This is a genomic window from Paraburkholderia sp. HC6.4b (assembly GCF_014200875.1).
GTDB lineage: Bacteria > Pseudomonadota > Gammaproteobacteria > Burkholderiales > Burkholderiaceae > Paraburkholderia > Paraburkholderia tuberum.
In genome coordinates this window covers 99,699-117,615 of sequence record NZ_JACHDC010000010.1, presented here as the reverse complement: position 1 = coordinate 117,615, position 17,917 = coordinate 99,699, and the positions used below count along the sequence as shown (strand labels likewise).

The 17,917-nt window shown below is 66.8% G+C and carries 15 protein-coding genes; 11 read left to right on the top strand and 4 right to left on the bottom strand.

Features of this window, described 5'->3' with window-relative positions:
- The first annotated feature begins 143 nt into the window (after positions 1-143).
- From HDG34_RS16920 to fumC, 4 genes are all read left to right on the top strand, one after another.
- Complete coding sequence (locus HDG34_RS16920) at positions 144-1,559, top strand: MATE family efflux transporter (protein ID WP_184061383.1); 1,416 nt, start codon at positions 144-146, stop codon at positions 1,557-1,559.
- Between the two features lie 342 nt (positions 1,560-1,901).
- Positions 1,902-2,861: a bile acid:sodium symporter family protein gene (locus HDG34_RS16915; RefSeq protein WP_184061382.1), complete on the top strand. Its 960-nt coding sequence runs from the start codon at positions 1,902-1,904 to the stop codon at positions 2,859-2,861.
- 250 nt (positions 2,862-3,111) lie between these two features.
- Positions 3,112-4,713, top strand: a complete 1,602-nt coding sequence (locus HDG34_RS16910; protein ID WP_184061488.1) for a phospholipase D family protein — start codon at positions 3,112-3,114, stop codon at positions 4,711-4,713.
- Positions 4,714-4,728: 15 nt separating this feature from the next.
- A complete protein-coding gene (gene fumC / locus HDG34_RS16905) occupies positions 4,729-6,126 on the top strand; it encodes a class II fumarate hydratase (RefSeq protein ID WP_184061381.1) in 1,398 nt (465 codons plus the stop codon).
- Between the two features lie 10 nt (positions 6,127-6,136).
- Here fumC and HDG34_RS16900 read toward each other — a convergent pair whose 3' ends face one another.
- Both HDG34_RS16900 and HDG34_RS16895 read right to left on the bottom strand, forming a co-directional pair.
- The gene (locus HDG34_RS16900) at positions 6,137-6,643 is read right to left on the bottom strand and encodes an acyl-CoA thioesterase (protein ID WP_090801232.1); all 507 of its coding nucleotides are present in this window, start codon (positions 6,641-6,643) and stop codon (positions 6,137-6,139) included.
- A 118-nt stretch (positions 6,644-6,761) separates the two neighbouring features.
- Complete coding sequence (locus HDG34_RS16895) at positions 6,762-6,902, bottom strand: hypothetical protein (RefSeq protein WP_167368602.1); 141 nt, start codon at positions 6,900-6,902, stop codon at positions 6,762-6,764.
- A 210-nt stretch (positions 6,903-7,112) separates the two neighbouring features.
- On the opposite strand from HDG34_RS16895, the gene HDG34_RS16890 reads away from it, so the two are divergent.
- Together HDG34_RS16890 and HDG34_RS16885 are read left to right on the top strand one after the other, a co-directional pair.
- Positions 7,113-7,826, top strand: coding sequence for a helix-turn-helix transcriptional regulator (locus HDG34_RS16890; protein ID WP_184061380.1), 714 nt, complete (start codon positions 7,113-7,115; stop codon positions 7,824-7,826).
- Positions 7,827-7,975: 149 nt separating this feature from the next.
- Entirely contained in the window at positions 7,976-10,510 is a 2,535-nt protein-coding gene (locus HDG34_RS16885; RefSeq protein WP_184061379.1) for a DUF6600 domain-containing protein, read from the top strand.
- 112 nt (positions 10,511-10,622) lie between these two features.
- On the opposite strand, the gene HDG34_RS16880 is transcribed toward HDG34_RS16885, so the two are convergent.
- Together HDG34_RS16880 and HDG34_RS16875 are read right to left on the bottom strand one after the other, a co-directional pair.
- Complete coding sequence (locus HDG34_RS16880; RefSeq protein WP_184061378.1) at positions 10,623-11,594, bottom strand: thymidylate synthase; 972 nt, start codon at positions 11,592-11,594, stop codon at positions 10,623-10,625.
- A 337-nt stretch (positions 11,595-11,931) separates the two neighbouring features.
- Positions 11,932-13,326 carry a sigma-54 dependent transcriptional regulator gene (locus HDG34_RS16875; RefSeq protein WP_184061377.1) on the bottom strand — a complete coding sequence of 465 codons (1,395 nt, stop codon included), beginning with the start codon at positions 13,324-13,326 and terminating at the stop codon, positions 11,932-11,934.
- A 538-nt stretch (positions 13,327-13,864) separates the two neighbouring features.
- On the opposite strand from HDG34_RS16875, the gene HDG34_RS16870 reads away from it, so the two are divergent.
- From HDG34_RS16870 to HDG34_RS16850, 5 genes are all read left to right on the top strand, one after another.
- The gene (locus tag HDG34_RS16870; protein WP_184061376.1) at positions 13,865-14,341 is read left to right on the top strand and encodes a hypothetical protein; all 477 of its coding nucleotides are present in this window, start codon (positions 13,865-13,867) and stop codon (positions 14,339-14,341) included.
- A gap of 119 nt (positions 14,342-14,460) precedes the next feature.
- On the top strand, positions 14,461-15,012 hold the full coding sequence (locus tag HDG34_RS16865) for a hypothetical protein (RefSeq protein ID WP_184061375.1): 552 nt from the start codon (positions 14,461-14,463) through the stop codon (positions 15,010-15,012).
- A complete protein-coding gene (locus HDG34_RS16860; RefSeq protein WP_184061374.1) occupies positions 15,009-15,677 on the top strand; it encodes a hypothetical protein in 669 nt (222 codons plus the stop codon). The genes HDG34_RS16865 and HDG34_RS16860 overlap by 4 nt, the downstream gene beginning before the upstream one ends.
- Before the next feature lie 25 nt (positions 15,678-15,702).
- A complete protein-coding gene (locus HDG34_RS16855; protein WP_184061373.1) occupies positions 15,703-17,094 on the top strand; it encodes a hypothetical protein in 1,392 nt (463 codons plus the stop codon).
- Between the two features lie 105 nt (positions 17,095-17,199).
- Positions 17,200-17,913, top strand: a complete 714-nt coding sequence (locus HDG34_RS16850; protein WP_184061372.1) for a C39 family peptidase — start codon at positions 17,200-17,202, stop codon at positions 17,911-17,913.
- Positions 17,914-17,917 lie beyond the last annotated feature (4 nt).

The following is a 17,917-nucleotide window of genomic DNA, read 5'->3' as shown; positions in this document are numbered from 1 at the left end:
CGCGGTTTTTTCCCGCCCGCTGCCCGGCCGCTCCAACGCCCGTCGGCGCGCGCGGCGAGATGCAATGCGGCGCCGCTTGCGCCCGCCTTTCGCTGTTGCCACCGCTGTTGCCACCGCTGCCACTTTTCGCCGTCAGGCATTCGATGACTCAACCCAGCTTCGCTCGCGTGGCCAGCCGGCCGCCGACCCTATCCCGCCACGCGGCCGACACCGCGCGGCTCGCCGCGCCGCTCGCGATCGCGCAACTGTCGCAAATGGCGATGAGCGTCACCGACACGATCCTGCTCGGCTCGCTCGGCCCCGATGCGCTCGCCGCCGGCGGCCTCGGCGCGAACCTCTTTTTCGTCGTCGTCACGCTGCTGCAGGGCGTGCTGACCTCGGTCAGCGTCAGCGTCGCGCACGCGCGCGGCGCGCGGGACGACGGCCGGGTACCGCATATTTACTGGACCGGTTTCGTGCTGTCGGTGCTGCTGTCGGTGCCGGCGTTCATCCTGCTGTCGTTCGCGTCGAGGATCCTGCTCGCGGTCGGCGAGCCGGGCCTGCTCGCGCACAACGTCGGCCGATACGCGGCGGTGTTGCGCTGGGGCGCACCCGCGAGCCTGATCGGCGTCGGCCTGATGCGCTCGTTTCTGCCGGCGATCGGCGCGGCACGGCGCCTGTTGTGGGTGTCGATCGCGAGCGTCGGCGTGAACGGCTTCCTGAACTACGGGCTCATCCACGGCGCGTACGGGCTGCCGCGGCTGGGTTTTCTCGGCTCGGCGGCCGCGACCACGATCACCGTGTGGCTGACCGCGCTCGTGCTGATGGCGCTGCTGCATCTGCGGCCGCGCTTCCGCCATTTCGTCGTCGCGACGCGGCCGAAGCTGCCGTTGATGGGCGAATTGTTCGGCATCGGCTGGCCGGTCGCGATCACCTATGGCGTCGAGTCGACGCTGTTCCTCGCCACTGGCCTGATGGTCGGCCTGCTCGGCGAATCGCAACTGGCCGCGCATCAGATCGCGCTGAACGTCGCGTCGGTCGCGTTCATGGTGCCGCTGTCGATCGGCCAGGCGGCCAACGTGCGGGTCGGCTACTGGGCCGGCGCCGGTCAGCCGCTCGCCGCGCGCCACGCGGGCTTCGTCGCGCTCGCACTCGGCGTCGGCTTCATGTCGATGTCGGGCCTCGTGCTGATCACCGCGCCGCACTGGATCGTCGGTCTGTATCTGCATCTGGACGACCCGGCCAACGCCCCGACCATCGCGCTCGCCAGTTCGCTGCTCGGCGTGGCGGCGATTTTCCAGATCGTCGACGGGATGCAGGCGGTGGGCTCCGGTTGTCTGCGCGGCCTGAAGGACACGCGCGTGCCGATGATCGCCGCCGCGTTCGGCTACTGGGTGATCGGTTTTCCGACCGGCTATCTGCTCGCGTTTCACGCCGGCCTCGGCGCGCGCGGCTTGTGGTGGGGGCTCGCCGCAGGTCTTGCGAGCGTCGCGCTGCTGATGACGCTGCGTTTTCACAGGCTGAGCCGGCGGCAGGCGCCGACGGCGGCATCGGCCACGCCGCCCGCGCGCTCGGTTTGAGCGAAGTAGCGGCAAGCCCCACTCCTGAAGCACTCCCTGTAAAAGGTAAAATGGCCGCCGCGGCACGCGAGCGCTAACCCGCGCTCACGCGCCACGAACCGCACGACGGCGCGCCTCACGAAGGCAGGCGCCGGACTGGCGCCGCTCGCGCGCTCACCATTGCCCGCTTCGCGTGCGGCTTCAATTGGCCGCCCGTTTTTGCCGCGCTTTCGCCACGGCGCTTGCCGTAGCCGCTTCACCCGCTTTGGCGCGGCAAACGCCGCAACGCCAGCCGCCAGCCGACAACCGGCCGCGCCGCAGCCCCACTTTCCCGCGATACAACATAACCAAGGACCACCCGCCATGCTTGCCCGCGTCACCCGCCTGTTCCCGCTCTGGGCCGTGCTCGTCTCGGTCGCCGCGTACTTCTCGCCGGCCTCGTTTTCCGGCGTTGCGCCGCACGTCACCACGCTCCTCACGATCATCATGCTGGCGATGGGCGTCACGCTGTCGGCCGGCGATTTCCTGCGCGTGTTTTCGCGGCCCGCGCCGGTGATCGCCGGCATCGTGCTGCACTACCTCGTGATGCCGCTCGCCGCGTGGGTCATCGCCAAGGCGCTGCGCATGCCGCCCGAGCTGACCGCCGGCATGGTGCTGGTCGGCAGCGTCGCGAGCGGCACCGCGTCGAACGTGATGATTTATCTCGCGCGCGGCGACGTCGCGCTGTCGGTGACGATCAGCGCGCTGTCGACGCTCGTCGGCGTGTTCGCGACCCCGCTGCTCACGCGCCTTTACGTCGACGCGTCGATCGTCGTCGACGTGCACGGCATGCTGATGAGCATCCTGCAGATAGTCGCGCTGCCGATCGTCGTCGGTCTCGTCGTCAATCATCTGTTCGGCAAGCTCGTGCGCAAGATCGAACCGATCCTGCCGCTCGTGTCGATGGTCGCGATCGTGCTGATCATCGGCGCGGTGGTGGGCGGCACGCAGAAGAGCATCGCGTCGGTGGGCCTCGTCGTGATGGTCGGCGTCATCCTGCACAACGGCATCGGCCTGCTCGGCGGCTACTGGGGCGGCCGTCTGCTCGGTTTCGACGAAGCCGTCTGCCGTACGCTCGCGATCGAAGTGGGCATGCAGAACTCCGGTCTCGCCGCGACGCTCGGCAAGCTCTACTTCACGCCGCTCGCCGCGCTGCCGGGTGCGCTGTTCTCGGTCTGGCACAACCTGTCGGGCTCGCTGCTCGCGGGAGTGTGGGCGGGTCGCCCGGCGAAAGGCTCGACCCATCCCGATGGCGAGCGCGCGCTGCGCGCCGGGCGCGTCTGATAGAGCGTCCGCGCGCCGCGGTTCGCATCAGTTGATGGATCACCGAACCGCGGCGTCCTCCCGACCGACGCGCGGCACGCTGCTGCGTTTGCAGACGAACGACGAACACGCGCCCCAATTCCCTTAGAATGGTTTTCTCGACAGCGTGCGCAGGCCTTCGCTGTCGCCACGCGAAAAGCTTGCAAAACAAGGGGGAAACGGCGTGCAGGGCCAATTCGAACAACATCGGCGGGCCGCGCGCCGCCATTCGATAGTCAGCACGACGAGGCAATTTTTCCTGCTCTGTTGCGCGGCGGCATTGGTGACCGCCTGCGCGACGAAGCCGCCCGCCACCGCGTTCGACCGCCAGCTCACGCACGCACTCCCCGCCACCGCGGATACGCCGCTGCGCGAAGCGCTCGCGCCGTTCGAGGCGAAGCATCCGGAGCAGTCGGGCTTTCGCGTGCTGGCGAACGGCACCGACGCGCTGCAGATGCGCATCGCGCTCGCGCGCGCGGCGACCAAAACCCTCGACATGCAGTACTACATTGCCAACGAGGACACCACCGGCAAGCTGCTGCTCGGCGCCGCGCTGTATGCGGCCGATCACGGCGTGCGCGTGCGCATGCTGGTCGACGATCTGAACTTCAAGGACATCGACCGCATCATGGCGGGGCTGAACTCGCACGACAACATCGAGATTCGCGTCTTCAATCCGTTCGGCAGCGCCCAGCAGGGCATGTTCGAGCGCACCACGAACGTATTCACGCAGATCGGCCACTTCACGCGCCGCATGCACAACAAGGCGATGATCGCGGACAACCAGCTCGCGATCGTCGGCGGGCGCAATCTTGGCGACGAGTACTTCAGCGCCAGCGAAACGCTGCAGTTCCGCGACATGGACGTGCTCGCGGCGGGCCCGATCGTCGCCGACGTCTCAGCGAGTTTCGACGACTACTGGAACAGCGACCTCGCCTATCCGCTGCGTGCGCTGAACAAGCAGAAATTCGACCAGAAAGAACTCGACCAGACGCGCGACGACCTGCGCCACCACTGGCGCACCCATGCCGATCCGTACAACGCGAAACCGCTGAACGCGACGCCGCTCGCCGCGCAGATTACGAGCGAGCAGCTCGGCCTCACGTGGGCGGGTGCGGAATTCAGGGCGGACCTGCCGGAGAAGATCGCGCATCCGTCGCCGGACTACGTGAGCCCGCCGCTCGCGCGGCTGCGCGAACTGATGCGCGACGCGCAGCACGACTTCCTGATCGTGTCGCCCTACTTCGTGCCGCACGCGTCGGGCGTGCAGGCGGCCGGCGAGCTCACGCGCCGCGGCATCCGCATCGCAGTGCTGACCAACTCGCTCGCGGCTACCGACGCGGTCGCCGTGCAGGCCGGCTACAGCCCGTTCCGGGTGCCGCTGCTAAAGGCAGGCGTCGAACTGTACGAATTCAGGTCATACCAGGACACGCCGAACGTGGGGCTGGTCGGCTCGCGTTCGCGCGCGAGTTTGCATGCGAAGACTTATGTGATCGACCACCAGATTCTCGTCATCGGCTCGATGAACCTCGACCCGCGCTCGGCCAATCTGAACACCGAGCTCGCACTCGTGATCCACAGCCCCGAACTCGCGAATCAGGTCGCCGGCATCTTCGAGCGCGCCATCCAGCCCGATCACAGCTACCACGTGACGCTCGCCGACGCGGCCCAGCTCGCCTATCTGCGCTCGATCGGCGCGCCCCTGTCGCCGCTCGTCTGGACCGACGTCGAGAACGGCCAGACACGCACCTACATTTTCGATCCGCAGGCCGGTTTTTACCGGAATGCGCTAACGGGTCTATTCTCGTTATTGCCTGTCAACTCGGAACTTTGAGAAGCGGAGTCAACCATGACTGAAGACGTACGGATGGAGCGCGACACGTTCGGCGAAATCGCGGTGCCGAACGCCCGCCTGTGGGGCGCGCAGACGCAGCGCTCGCTGCAGAACTTCAGGATTTCGACGGAAAAGCAGTCGCCCGAGCTGATCACCGCGCTCGCGGTGATCAAGCGCGCGGCCGCCGAGGTCAACCTCGGCCTCGGTGTGCTCGACGAGCAGAAGGCCCACGCGATCATGCAGGCGGCCGACGAGATCATCGACGGCAAGCATCCGGACGAATTTCCGCTGGCGGTCTGGCAGACCGGCTCGGGCACGCAGACCAACATGAACCTGAACGAGGTGATCGCGAACCGCGCGAGCGAGCTGCTCGGCGGCGAGCGCGGCGAAGCGCGCAAGGTGCATCCGAACGATGACGTGAATCGCGGGCAGTCGTCGAACGACGTGTTTCCGACCGCGATGCACGTGGCTGCCGCGGATGCCATCGTCAAGCATCTGCTGCCCGCGCTGAAGACGTTGCGCGACACGCTCGACGGCAAGGCGAAAGCGTTCACCGACGTCGTCAAGATCGGCCGCACGCACCTGCAGGACGCGACGCCGCTCACGCTCGGCCAGGAATTCTCGGGCTATGTCGCGCAGCTCGAGCACGGCATCCGGCACGTCGAGTCGGCGTTGCCGCATCTGTACGAGCTTGCGCAGGGCGGCACCGCGGTCGGCACGGGACTGAACGCGCACCCGAAGTTCGCCGACGGCGTCGCCGCCGCGATCGGCAAGCTGACCGGTCTACCGTTCGTGTCGGCGCCGAACAAGTTCGAGGTGATGGCAGCCGCCGACGCGCTGGTATTCGCGCACGGCGCGCTCAAAACGGTGGCCGCGAGCCTGAACAAGATCGCCAACGACATCCGCTGGCTCGCGAGCGGCCCACGCTGCGGTCTCGGCGAGCTGTCGATCCCCGAAAACGAGCCGGGCAGCTCGATCATGCCGGGCAAGGTCAATCCGACCCAGTCCGAAGCGTTGACGATGCTGTGCGCGCAGGTGTTCGGCAACGACGTCGCCGTGAACATCGGCGGCGCGAGCGGCAACTTCGAGCTCAATGTGTTCCGTCCGATGATCGCGCACAACGTGCTGCAGTCGGTGCGCCTGCTCGCCGACGGCGCGCACAGCTTCAACGACAACTGCGCGGCCGGCATCGAGCCGAATCACGAGCGCATCGATACCTTGCTCAACGAATCGCTGATGCTGGTGACGGCGCTCAATCCGCACATCGGCTACGACAAGGCCGCGCAGATCGCGAAGAAGGCGCACAAGGAAGGCACGACGCTGAAGGCGTCGGCGCTGGCGCTCGGCTATCTCACCGAGCAGCAGTTCGACGAGTGGGTGCGACCGAAGGATATGGTCGGACGCACCGCATGATGATGCGCGCTTAGATCTTTCCCTGCGCGACTTCTTCCGGCTTCAGCTCGACGATCGCGTCGAGCGCTTCCTTCACGTCCATCGCGTACCTGGCGAGGCGTTTCTGTTCGTCGGTCTCTGGCAGGAAGGCGGGCACCGGCACCGGATGGCCGTTCTCGTTGACGGCGACCATGACGACGAGACAGTCGGTGGTCTGCAGCAGCTCGCCGCCCTTCGGGTCGCCCGCGTGCACCGACACGTGGATGTGCATGCTGGTGCGGCCCGTCGCGACGACGCGCGCGCGCAGCTCGACCAGATTGCCGACGAGGATCGGCCGACGGAAACGGATATTGCCGACGCTGACCGTCACGCAATAGCGCCCAGACCATACCGCGGCGCATGCGTAGGCGGTTTCGTCGATCCACTTCATCAGCGCGCCGCCATGCACCTTGCCGCCGAAGTTGACCGAGGTCGGCTCGGCGAGAAAGCGGAAGGTGGTTTCCGAACGGTCCAGCGGTGCGGTGGGAACAGTGCTCATCTTGACTCCGGTCAATCGGATGCATTGAAAGGAGGCGATTATACGAGCGCAATATTGCGCGCGGCGCGGCGTCGATTGGGGACGCGGCGCGAAGCGCGCCGATGGGCCGAGGATGGGCCTAGTTGTGGACGCTGATCCCTGTGTCGACGGTGCCGTACATGTTGATGCTGCCGCTGCCGGCCGACCCCGAGCCGGCTCCGCCCCCCGCGCAGGCGCTGGACAGCAGAACCGCCGCGGCGACGGCGAGAAGAGTTTTCATCACATCGATTTCCTGCAAGGACAGGCTTCGATTCTAGCCTGGCGGCTCGCGACGACGCGCAAACGCGGACCGAGCCGGACACGTCCGTCGCATCGATTGTTCACGCGAAGCTGAAACATCGAATACCCGATGCGCGTAGAGTAGGAATCGTGGCGGCGGGCTTTGCGATTGGACCGCGCTGCCCTGTGCCGCCCATTCAGGAGACGCGCCATGACCGCCCCCCTCTTAGACGACCAGAACCACTTCCCCGGCCTGAGCCGCATCGGCGCGCTACTCGCCGATCCCGGCCGCGCCGCGATGCTGTGGGCGCTAATGGACGGCAGCGCCCGCCCAGCCGGCGAACTGACGATGATCGCGGGGCTGTCGCCATCGGCGGCGAGCGCCCATCTCGGACGGCTCACCGACGGCGGGCTGCTCGCGCTCGAAGTGCGCGGCCGGCATCGCTATTTCCGTATCGCGTCGGCGGACATCGCCGCATCGATCGAAGCACTCGCCAACGTCGCGCAGGTCAGCGCGCCACAGCGCTCCGTGCCGCGTCCGGCACGCACCGTGCCACTGGAAATGCGCTATGCGCGCACCTGTTACGACCACATGGCAGGCGAGCTGTCGGTGCGCATGTTCGAGCGCATGCTCGAGCGCGGACTGCTGACGCAAGACGGCGCATCGCTCGAAGCGACTGCGCAGGGCGTCGCCCGCTTCGCCGACTGGGGCATCGATATGGCCGCGCAGAAGACCCGACGGCGGCGCTTCGCTTGCACCTGCCTCGACTGGAGCATGCGCCGGCCGCATCTGGGCGGCGCGCTCGGCGCGGCGTTGCTCGATGCGTGGTCGGCGCATGGCTGGGTCGAGCGGACCGAGCGGCCGCGCGTGCTGCGCGTCACGCCGGCCGGCCATCAACAGTTCGATGCGTTTCTGGCCGGATAGACCGTTCACCTGGCGGCGGCCCGACGTGGCGAGACCTTTTGTTACACGCCAGCGAATCCACCTTACAAATGAGCGAGTCTTGAAACATAGGCGGCGGGTACAGTGAGTGAACGGACCCGGCCCATTGCCACGTCCGTCGGAGATCAGTCATGACACACGCCAAGCAACCCGTGCAGCATGCCGGGATCCGACGCCGGATGAGCGGCTATACGCTGATCGCGGCCGCCGTCGCGCTCGCGGCGCAGAGCGCCCTGGCGCAGCAAGCGACACCCACGCCACAAGCCGCGGCGGCCGTCGGGCCGGGCGGCGATCCGTCGGGCGGCGCTCCGTCGGGGGGCGATCCGCCGGGGCGCGTCGCGCGGCTGAACTACACGGCCGGCGCTGTGACCACCGAGCCCGCCGGCGCGACCGACTGGTCGTACGCGCAGATCAACCGGCCGCTGACGACCGGCGACCAGCTATGGAACGACCAGAATGCACGCTCCGAGCTGCACATCGGCTCGACCGCGGTGCGCCTCGGCCAGAACACGAGCCTCGACGTGCTCAATCTCGACGACACGACCGCGCAACTGAAAGTCGCGCAAGGCACGCTATCGACGCGCGTGCGCGAGCTCGCGCCGGGCTCGTCGTATGAAATCGACACGCCGAACCTTGCGCTCGGCGTAAATGGTCCCGGCGACTACCGTGTCGACGTCGCGCCGGACGGCAGCAGTACGACCGTCACCGTGCGCAGCGGCAGCGCGATCGCATACGGCGACGGCGGCCAGGTGCCGGTCGCGGCGGGTCGGCAGATCCGCTTTGCCGGCACCAGCCTGCAGCAGCTCGCCGACAACCGCGCCCCTGCTCTCGACGAACTCGACCAGTGGGCCGCCAGCCGCGACGCCACCGAAGACCGCTCGCTGTCGGCGCGCTACGTGTCGCGCGACATCCCCGGCTACGAGGACCTCGATGCCAACGGCACATGGCGCGAGACGCCGCAGTACGGCGAAGTGTGGGTGCCGAGTGCGACGCCGGCCGGCTGGGCGCCGTATAACGACGGCCACTGGGTCTGGCAGGCGCCGTGGGGCTGGACCTGGGTCGACGACCAACCTTGGGGCTTCGCGCCGTACCACTACGGCCGCTGGGCCGAGCTCGACGGCACGTGGGCCTGGGTGCCAGGTCCGCTCGAAGCGGACGCGACGCCGGTCTATGCGCCGGCGCTGGTCGCATTCGTCGGCGACGACGACGGCGGCGTCGACTGGGGTGTGAACCTGGCGGTCGGCGGCGTCATCGCGGCGGGCGTCGCGTGGTTTCCGCTCGGGCCGGGCGAGCGGTGGCATCCGCATTGGGGCGGTCACGACCGCTGGAGCGCTGGGTACTACGACCGCGTGAACCGCACGACGATCGTCAATGACTACCGCCGCAACGTGAACATCCACAACACATACGTGAACTATCGCGTGCCGGGCGGTGTGACAGCCGTGCCGGCGACAGCGTTCGTGCACGGTCAGCCAGTCCGACGCTTTTCGCAGAAGGTCGATCCGGCGCAGTGGCGCAACGCGCGGATCAACCCGGGCGCACCGGGGATCGCGCCGGTGCGCGAAAGCTTCGGGTCGGATCTGCGGCGCGCGAACTACCGGCCACCGGCGAGCGTCGTCGGCCGGCCGGTCGTCGCGACTCGCAATCCCGTCGTGCCGGCCGCTTATCACGACGAGCTCGCGCAGCGCTTCGCGCAAAGCGGCGGTCGGGTGCCCGGCGGCGGCCAGCCGGTCGTGCGCACCGCGGTGCCGGCGCATATGACCGGCGCACCGAGCGCGCTGCCGATGGCGAACGTGCGGGTCGTGCAATCGCATGTGCCGGGACGTCCGCCGGGGATGGCCGCGGGGGCGCCTGGCGCGCCCAGCGCAATGGGCGGTAACGGCCCGCATGGCGTCGAGCAGGCTGGCCAGCGGCCCGGCGAAGCCGGCGTCGTGGGGCCGCATGGCGAAGCGCCGCAAGCGCGTCAGGGCATGCCGCCGCAGATGGTCGGCAAGCCGCGTCCGCCACAGCCTGCCGAGAGCGGGCTCGCGGGCAATATGGGCCATCCGTCGAATGGTGTGCCGCGGCCGCCGCAAGCAGCCGGTGGGAATTCAGCCAACGCGGCGGCGTACGCACGGCAGCGCGGCGCGCCGCAGGAATGGGGCGCGGTCGGTAGGTCTCAGCCGGCATGGACGCAGCCGCATACCCCGATGGCGCAGCAGGCACCGCGCATGGCGCAACCGGGCGGCCCGCAACAGCCGAGCTTCGCGCAACAGGCCGGTGTGCCCCATCCGCCGGACAACCCGGCTGCGCAGCAACAGGCGCGTGTGCCAAACTCGCATCCGCCTGTGACGCAACAGGCGCCGCACGCCCTCCCGCCGCAGCAACCGCGTCCCGAACCACAAATGCAGCAGGCGCAACAGCGGCGTGTCGAACCGCGTCCGCAGCCGATGCCGCAAGCCCCTCGCCCCGAACCGCAGTTCCGGCAGGCGCAGCAGCCGCATTTCGAACCGCGTCCGCAGCCGATGCCGCAAGCCCGGCCCGAGCCGCGTCCGCAGATGCAGCAGCCGCGCCCCGAACCGCGGCCCCAGCAGGTGCAGCAGCCACGTCCGCAACCCCAGCCGCAACCGCAACATGCCGAGCAGCACCAGGGCGGAGGCAATCGCGACGAGCATCACAAGAGCTGAGCAGCACGCCTGCCGTCCCGGCAACAATAAAGCCCCGCGATGCAAACCCTCGCGGGGCTTCTGTTATTCGACGACGACGCGGGCGAGCGCTACCGCCCCGCTCCCACCGACATCAGATCGCCATCGGCGCCGTCAGCGGCTCGTGATGCCGATAGCCGACCAGAGAGAAATCCGCAGGCTCGATCGTCTCGAGCCATTCCGGCTCGTACACGCCGGTCTTCGCGTAGTCGGGCACGCGATCGGAAATCGCGAGCCGCGGACTCTCGTACGGCTCGCGCTCGAGCTGCTGGTGCAGCATATCGAGCTGATTCTCGTAGATGTGCGCATCGCCGATGAAATAGCTGAACCAGCGCGGCGTATAGCCCGTCAGCCGTCCGACCAGATGCAGCAGCGCCGCGCCCTCGGTCAGATTGAAGGGCGTGCCAAGCCCGACGTCGTTGCTGCGGATATACAGGCACAGCGAAATTTCGCGGCGCGTAACGTTCGGCAGAAACTGGTACAGCAGATGGCAAGCCGGTAGAGCGATCTGGTCGAGCACGGCTGGGTTCCAGGCATGGAACAGAATGCGTCGATCGGCGGGGTTCTGCATGATCGTGTCGAGACACTGGCGCAGCTGGTCGATCGCCTTGTAAAGCAGGACCTTCAAGCGGCCTTCTTCGTCGAACTGCGTGATCACGCGAAAACCGCGCGCCTGCGCGTCAGCGAGTTGCGCACTTGCGCTGGCGTCGAGCACCTTGTAGGCCGGCCACTTGCGCCATTGCACGCCGTAGACATCACCGAGATCATCCGGGCCCTCGCGATACGGATTGGCGAGCCACTGCGCGTTCTGATTCGCGTTCCCGTCCCACACCTTGCAGCCGAGCTCGCGGAAATCCGCGGCGCTGCGCGAAGCACGCAGAAACCCGACCAGCTCGCCGATCGCCGACTTGAACGCGAGCTTCTTCGTCGTGACCGCTGGAAAGCCTTGTTGCAGATCGAAGCGCAGCATCGCGCCGGGCATGCTGATGGTGCGGATGCCGGTGCGGTTTTCCTGCCACGTGCCGGTGTCGAGAATCGTACGGACGAGGTCCAGGTATTGTTTCATGCAGTTTCCTTCGGCGCGGCGCGAACCCGATCAGGCGCGCACACGGAATTGAGCAAAACCCGATTCTAGCAAGCGCGACCGCACGCCGCCGGGGCATGGCGCGCCGCATGGGGAATATCGAGGGATATATCAGACGGAAAGGAAAACACCGCGGTACGCGATATACGGGCGGCAAATACGTGCATGCAAAAGTGCTTCGACGCGACGCTTGGCCGATGGGCGTCGCTGCGCCCGGAAGGCACAGTCAATCCGTCCGAACCGGCACAGCCCGAGACCCCCGGCGACGCGCCAGACCTTCACATGCCACGTCGCCCGTCTCGCCGCTCGCCCGCGCCACCTACAGATGCTGCACCGACGCCGGCAAATCGCCGTGCGGCGGCGCCATCGGCTCACCTTCCATATGACGCATGCCGTGCGAGCACAGCAGCCGGTACAGCGTTACTCGCGAGATGCCAAGTTCCTGCGCCGCGTCTCCGAGCCGCCCGCGATGCCGCAGCAACGCAAGCTCGATCGCCTGACGCTCGGCCGCTTCGCGCGCCTGCGCGAGCGACACCGGCACGATCTCGACGTATTCGGCAAGTTCGAGGTCGCGCGCGGTGATCGCGCGTCCCTCCGACATCACGATCGCGCGCCGCACCCGATTGATCAGTTCGCGCACGTTGCCGGGCCAGCCGTAGTTATGCAGCGCGGCGATCGCGTCGGGCGCGAAGCCACGCAGGCGGCGGCTCGCATCCTTCTTGAAACGTTCGAGCATGTGCCGCGCGAGCAGTTCGATGTCCTTGCCGCGCGCGCGCAGCGGCGGCTCGTCGATCTGCAGCACGCAGAGGCGGTGATAGAGGTCGGAACGGAAGCGCCCTTCGATCATCGCTGCGGTCATGTCCACGTGCGTGGCCGAAATGATGCGCACGTCGACGTCGATCGCGCTATGGCCGCCGAGCCGCTCGACCTTGCGCTCCTGCAGGAAGCGCAATAGGCTCGCCTGGCTTTCGAGCGGCAGATCACCGATTTCGTCGAGAAACAGCGTGCCGCCGTTGGCCGCCTCGACCCGGCCGATCTTGCGCTGGTTCGCGCCGGTGAACGCACCGCGCTCATAGCCGAACAGCTCCGATTGCAGAAGATGCGGCGGGATCGCACCGCAATTGATCGGCACGAACGGCGCGTTGCGCCGCGCCGAGCGTTCATGAATGGCGACTGCCGTCAGCTCCTTGCCGGTACCCGATTCGCCGGAGATGAACACCGGCGCGTCGGTCATCGCGACCTTGCGGATCGAGCGGAACAGCGCGAGCATCGCGTCGCACGAGCCGACCATCTCGCCCTCGGCGCCTTGCGAGCCGTCGTGCGACGCCGTTTCGCTCAGCGAGATCATGCCGTACGCATGACCGACCGAGTCGACAATACGGTCGCCAGAAGACGGCACAGTCACGTAATCGAAACAGTAGTCGCGCACGAGCCGGCGCAACGCGGCGTCCTGGAGTTGGCCAGGCGTAGTGGCAGCGACCCAGCCGACGTTCGGCATGGTCAAACAGGATTCAAAAGCGGCGATTTCGTGCGGCTGGAAATCACTGGACAGATCGAGCAGGCCGCCAGCAGCCGTGCCGGTGCGCACTGCCCGGCGCGCGTCGCGCGCCGATCCCACGACTTCGACATGCCAGCCACGCTGCATAAAACGCGTATTCAGTTCCGCGCTCGGGTCACGCGAAACGTAAATCAGTTGCCGCGTTGCGGGTTCCATTATTCAGATCCTCTCGCCAACGAACGTTAAGGACGACGCATGCACCTGAAATTGCGGTTCAGACACGCTGACTCGTCCAGGATTCGCGAATCGCAAAACCCGAACGGCCATTCCATTCCGTGCGGACAGCTGATCCCCAAGAAAGCGGCGTGTGTGTTCGAGACGGCCCGATATGGGCCTTTTTTAAATCTGAAGCTGTTTTCGAGAGCTTACTATACGCGCGCCGCTTCGAAAACAATTATGCGAATTTAATCGATTGATCCGTTGCCCATCAAGGCTTAGCGGCCGATCGCGATTTATTCAGCCGACAAATCAAACATTAGTGGAAGCGCTTTTCGTGGCGTTCTCGCGACAGTATTTCGTACCTCGCGGATTAACGAATTATAGGTATTTTCTGCTGATCCGTTTCAGGGTTGCAACGTTTTTTCCCGATTTGGAACGCATTAGTCATGTTTGCGCTGGTTGGCGCCAGACGTATCAATGGATTGCGAGCGATGGCACACGTTTCGCTAATTGGCGTGCACCAGGGAGACACATCATGCGACTCGCATTGCGCATCGATCTGATAAGCCGCCGCGCACCATATTTCGCGATCTGCGCAGCTCTCGCGTTCAGCGCCCTGCCGGCGAGTGCCGGCACGCCGACAGCGCAAGCCGCCCCGGCGCGATTCGCCACGCTGACGGATTCCAGCGATGCCGCCGACCCCGCCTCCGCCAGCCTGCAAGCCACCACGCCGGTTGCCGCGGAGGACGACAGCCAGGTTGCCGCCAACCCGTCGACCCCGGCTGCCGATGCTGCATCCATGAACGATATTTCGCTCGACGACCAGATGCTGTCGCGGCAACGCGGCGGCGCGCTCGGCATGTTGATGGTCGCCGCGACGCCCCGGTTGATGCAAAGCGGCGGCAACCAGGTGACGTTGTGGGACGAGATCGCGCCACCCTCGCCGCTGCCGGTGCCCGTCGATGCCGCGCGCGCCGCCCAGGGCAACGTCGCGACATACCAGCGCAAGTAAGCAGGACAAAGCCACGAACAGACGGCAAATAACCAGGCAATGCAGGACCGGTGGCCGCGCGAGCAGTGACGCGCCCCACGACGGCGGGACACAGGCAACAAGAGAGAAGGGACCGGGACATGAGTACGAACCAACAGACGCCGCACGCCCTCGGGCTGCCGGCGGCGTCGTTCAGCAACGCTCCCGTCTTGCCGCGCGCCGCCTCGGCCGGCACCGCCCTTCTCGCCAGCGTCCTCGTCACCGTCTGCTTCACGAGCCATGCCTATGCCGAGCAGGTTGCCAATCCGGGCGACCTCGTCGTCGAGCGCAGCGTCACGCCGCGCGACGCGTTCGTCCCCGTGCCGCGCGACCAGGACCCGGTCGCCGTGCGCGCCACCACGTTCCCAGCCAACTCGTTCGATCCGACGATCGCGACGCTCGTCGGCGACACCGATCTGACGAACGCGCACGGCTCGAACGGCGTCGCCGCCGGCGGCGTACTCGGCGGCACCGGCATGCAGGCCGTCACGCAGATCCTCTCCGGCAAGGCGACCGGCAACACGATCCCGCTGAACTCGGGCGGCATCGGCGGACCGGCGACGGGCGTCGGCGGCACGATCAGCTCGTCGGTGACGGGCGCGCTCGCGCCGCTATCGAACGTCCTCGGCGGCGCGCTCGGAGGTCTGAAATGAGCACATGCCTGCGCCCCTCGCTGCACTCGCGGCAAATCGCTGCGGCACGCCCGGCCCTGCGCGTCTGCGCGTGCCTGTGCATGGGCGTCGCTGCGTTCGTCGCCGGCGCGGCTCACGCGCAGGCGCAAGCGGTGCCCATCGTCGGCGCCATCGCGACGATCGGCACCGGCGCGGGCATGGGCGCGACGGGCGCGCTCACGGTCAACGAAACGGCTGGCCTCGACAACGCGCAGGCCAACCAGATCACGGTGACGAACGGCGCCGCGGTCGGCAACGCGAACGCGAGCGTGCAAAGCGCGTCGGTGGCCGCGAACGTGCCGCGCGCGCAGGCGTCGATCGAAGCCAATGCGTTTTCGAACACATCCGGCGCGGTGCTGGTGAACCAGTCGGCCGGAGCAGGGAATCTGCAGCGCAACAGCACCCAGATCGGGACTGCGGCGCTCGGAGTCGAGACCGTCTCGGATGGGGAGCTATCCGCGACGGCCCCGAAAAACGGCAGTCCGGGGCAGTCGAACGCGATTCACGGCGTGCGCGAGGCAAGCATTTCCAGCGATGCCTTGCGCAACGCGAACGGAATCGTGCAGATCAACCAGGCAGCCGGCGCCGGTAATGCCACGGCAAACAGTTTTGTGCTCCGTCCCCCGGCGGGCACTTTTTTTAACTGACCACACTTAAGTATCGGAGCGAATCATGAAGCGCACTCTTATTGCCACGGCCGTTCTCGTTGCCGCGTCCGGCAGCGTGCTTGCCGCGCCGCAGAAGGCCTACCTGTTCAATACGACGGTCGTCGGCGAGATGGTCGGCGTCGAAGGTCTGGTCGGACTGTTTGGCTGCGTGCATGTCTCCAGCACGGCTAACGCGGTGATCAACAACAATCAGACCGTCAACGTGAATGCGACGCTCGATCCGCAGGCGCAGACCTACACCAGCGGCAACGTGACCACGACCCTGAACAACAGCAGAACGTCGGTCAGGGGCGGCGGCTCGGCATTCGCGTTCACGACGCAAAACCATACGTCGTCGAGCTCGGGCTCGCAGGGCTTCGAAGCCTCCGGCGGCTATGCGTACGGCAGCCAGAGCGCGAGCGTGACGAGCGGCGGCTATGAAACCAGCCAGCAGGCAGCCGGCATTGCGGGCAGCTTCTCGCACACAAGTCAGAACTCGGGCGGCCATCTGTCGGCCGGCGGCTCGATCGGCGGCAGCTACAGCTATCAGGACCACAACACGTTCTCGCACGGCAGCGGCTCGTTCAGCGCCCGCGGCGGCCTGCAGGCCGGTTATCGCGAATCGAGCTACGCGAACTCGTCGGGCGTCGCCGGCGGCTTCGAAGCGAGCGAAGCGTCCGGGCAAAGCCGTTCATGGGGCTTCAGGGCGAGCGAAGGCTCCGGCTATGCGATGGTCGGCGAGCAATCGTCGGGCTACTCGCGCAGCCGCTCGTCGTCGAGCGACTCGTATGGCGCCGCCTGGGGCATCGACGCAGGCATGTCGACGACCGACGTGACGACGCGCGGCTCGATCACACAGCACATCAACAACGAAGCTGCCGCCACGCTGAATGCAACCACCGGCACCAACGCAGCCAGCAACGTGTCGGGCAACCTCGGCATCAACATCGCGGAAGGCATCGACAACGCGCAGAGCAACGACGTGTCGCTCGCCTCGGTCGACGTCGGCAACGTGTTCGGCAACGCGCAGGCCTTCAACGTGCAGTCCTCGGGCGGCAGCGCGACGATCCACAACTTCAATCTGAACGCGTCGGTCGGCAACGGGTCGCTGTCGGGTGTGACGGGCAACGTCGGTGTGAACATCGCTTCCGGTATCGGCAACGCGCAGGACAACGCGCTTGCCGGCGCCGTGACGACGACCTCGCCGGGCAAGGCGCTGACCACCGCGATGGATGCGACGGACGACAACTCGCAATCCGCGACGATGACCGTCCACGGGCAATTCCAGGGCACCGCGAGTCTGGGTGCCGATACGCTGAAAGGCGCCTCCGGAAACATCGGCGTGAACATCGCCGGCGGCGCGGGCAACTTGCAGCACAACGGCCTTGCCATCGCGGCGCTGAACAGCGGCAAGTAAGCCGACGACGCGGCGAGCGCGGGCAAGCAGAAGAAGCACAAAGCAGTCGGAAGGGCGCGCCGGCAGCCATCGAAGCTGCCGGCGCGGATCGGGCAGGAGACCAGCATGACCGGGTTCAAGGGGTTCCCGGCGCTACCGTTCGCCGTAGCGCTGGCAGGGTGCGTGCTGTGCGCGGATCACGCCGCCGCACAGTCGAGCATCGACACGTCCACGTTCGTCGGCGTGCCGTTGACGAAGACGGTCCGTTCGATGAAGGACCTGCGCTACAACCACATCGTCAATCAGCAATTCGATTACAGCTGCGGCGCGGCGGCGCTCGCCACCCTCCTCAAGTACGGCTACGGCATCGATATTCCGGAAACCGAACTGATTCGCCGGATGATGGTCTTTTCAACCCCCGAAGTCGTCGTCAAGAACGGCTTCTCGATGCTCGACATGAAGCACTTCGTCGAGACCATCGGACTGCGCGGCCGTGGCTTTCGCGTCAACGTCGAAGCGCTCCACCATCTTCAGATCCCCGTGATGGTCCTGATGAACATCGACGGCTACGAGCATTTCGTGATCGTCAAACATGCGCAGGACGGCCGCGTGTTCATCGCGGATCCGGCGCTCGGCAATCGCATCGTGCTCGAAGAGGACTTCGCGAAGACCTGGAACGGTCTCGTGTTCGCGGTCCTCGGCAAACCCTTCAAGGAGGATTCACCGCTGTTGCAGGACAACGAGTCGCTCGCGCTGAAGCTGCGCGCCGCTGCGCTGGCAGCCGGCACCGCCGCGACTCCCTTTTTCGAGTACGGCTTGAACAAGGCAGACATGTTCTGATCCC

What these genes read in the sequence shown, in the direction of transcription:
- HDG34_RS16885 (WP_184061379.1), top strand. Translation starts at nt 7,976, where the DNA reads ATGACACACGCCAAGCAACCCGTGCAGCATGCCGGGATCCGACGCCGG.
- HDG34_RS16870 (WP_184061376.1), top strand. Translation starts at nt 13,865, where the DNA reads ATGCGACTCGCATTGCGCATCGATCTGATAAGCCGCCGCGCACCATAT.
- HDG34_RS16880 (WP_184061378.1), bottom strand. Translation starts at nt 11,594, where the DNA reads ATGAAACAATACCTGGACCTCGTCCGTACGATTCTCGACACCGGCACG.
- HDG34_RS16900 (WP_090801232.1), bottom strand. Translation starts at nt 6,643, where the DNA reads ATGAGCACTGTTCCCACCGCACCGCTGGACCGTTCGGAAACCACCTTC.
- HDG34_RS16915 (WP_184061382.1), top strand. Translation starts at nt 1,902, where the DNA reads ATGCTTGCCCGCGTCACCCGCCTGTTCCCGCTCTGGGCCGTGCTCGTC.
- HDG34_RS16875 (WP_184061377.1), bottom strand. Translation starts at nt 13,326, where the DNA reads ATGGAACCCGCAACGCGGCAACTGATTTACGTTTCGCGTGACCCGAGC.
- HDG34_RS16860 (WP_184061374.1), top strand. Translation starts at nt 15,009, where the DNA reads ATGAGCACATGCCTGCGCCCCTCGCTGCACTCGCGGCAAATCGCTGCG.
- HDG34_RS16865 (WP_184061375.1), top strand. Translation starts at nt 14,461, where the DNA reads ATGAGTACGAACCAACAGACGCCGCACGCCCTCGGGCTGCCGGCGGCG.
- HDG34_RS16850 (WP_184061372.1), top strand. Translation starts at nt 17,200, where the DNA reads ATGACCGGGTTCAAGGGGTTCCCGGCGCTACCGTTCGCCGTAGCGCTG.
- HDG34_RS16890 (WP_184061380.1), top strand. Translation starts at nt 7,113, where the DNA reads ATGACCGCCCCCCTCTTAGACGACCAGAACCACTTCCCCGGCCTGAGC.
- HDG34_RS16895 (WP_167368602.1), bottom strand. Translation starts at nt 6,902, where the DNA reads ATGAAAACTCTTCTCGCCGTCGCCGCGGCGGTTCTGCTGTCCAGCGCC.
- HDG34_RS16855 (WP_184061373.1), top strand. Translation starts at nt 15,703, where the DNA reads ATGAAGCGCACTCTTATTGCCACGGCCGTTCTCGTTGCCGCGTCCGGC.
- fumC (WP_184061381.1), top strand. Translation starts at nt 4,729, where the DNA reads ATGACTGAAGACGTACGGATGGAGCGCGACACGTTCGGCGAAATCGCG.
- HDG34_RS16920 (WP_184061383.1), top strand. Translation starts at nt 144, where the DNA reads ATGACTCAACCCAGCTTCGCTCGCGTGGCCAGCCGGCCGCCGACCCTA.